This is a genomic window from Fuscovulum blasticum DSM 2131 (assembly GCF_003034965.1).
In the GTDB taxonomy this organism is placed as follows: domain Bacteria; phylum Pseudomonadota; class Alphaproteobacteria; order Rhodobacterales; family Rhodobacteraceae; genus Pseudogemmobacter; species Pseudogemmobacter blasticus.
Genome location: NZ_PZKE01000062.1, coordinates 1 through 845, shown reverse-complemented (window position 1 = coordinate 845; position 845 = coordinate 1). Strand labels below are relative to the sequence as shown.

Genomic DNA, 845 nt, shown 5'->3' with positions numbered 1-845 from the left:
GCCGCCACGCGCTTGATCAGCCGGGTGACCCGCTCAACATCCTCGTGGCCCATGCCCTGCGTCGGTTCGTCCAGCAGCATCACCCGCGGCTCCATCGCCAGGGTGGTCGCGATCTCGACCGAGCGTTTGCGACCATAGGGAAGGTCTGCCGCCTTCACGGCGGCGAAATCCTGCATGTCGACCTGTTCCAGCAGTTCCATCGCCTGTCCGTCCAGCCGCGACAGCACCCGTCCGGGCAGCCAGAAGGCAAAGGTCGGCGCCAGCCGCCGCTGCAGGGCAACGCGCACATTCTCCAGCACCGTCAGATGCGGAAACGTGGCCGAGATCTGGAAGCTGCGGACCAGCCCGCGCCGGGCCAGCGGCGCAGGCTTCATGCCTGTGATGTCCTGCCCGCCGAACAGGATCCTGCCCGAACTTGCGGGCAGGAACTTGGTAAGCAGGTTGAAGACGGTGGTCTTGCCCGCGCCGTTCGGTCCGATGAGGGCGTGGATGTCGCCCTCACGAACCTTCAGCGAAACATTGTCGACCGCCCGGAACCCGCTGAACTCTTTGCAGAGGTCAACCGTTTCAAGGATATGGGTCATCGGCCGCGCCTAGCCCTTCGTGACCAGCGGGCACTTGCTCTGTTCAAGCGGCCGGAAGGCCTTTTCGGCGGGAATGGTCTCCAGCACGTTCAGGTAATCCCAGTCGTATTTCGACTCTTCCGGTGTCTTGACCTGCACAAGGTACATGTCATGCACCATCATGTTGTCTTCGCGCACGCGGCCATTTTCGGCAAAGACATCATTGACCGGCATTTCATGCATCTTGGCCAGAACAGCGGCGGCATCGTCGGTGCCGGCGGC

The 845-nt window shown here is 63.0% G+C and carries 2 protein-coding genes; both read right to left on the bottom strand.

Features of this window, described 5'->3' with window-relative positions; genetic code table 11:
• The coding region (locus C5F44_RS17690; protein ID WP_107674950.1) for an ABC transporter ATP-binding protein at positions 1 to 584 on the bottom strand (584 nt) is incomplete at its 3' end.
• A gap of 9 nt (positions 585 to 593) precedes the next feature.
• On the bottom strand, positions 594 to 845 hold a 252-nt coding region (locus C5F44_RS17685; RefSeq protein ID WP_328588522.1), incomplete at its 5' end, for an ABC transporter substrate-binding protein.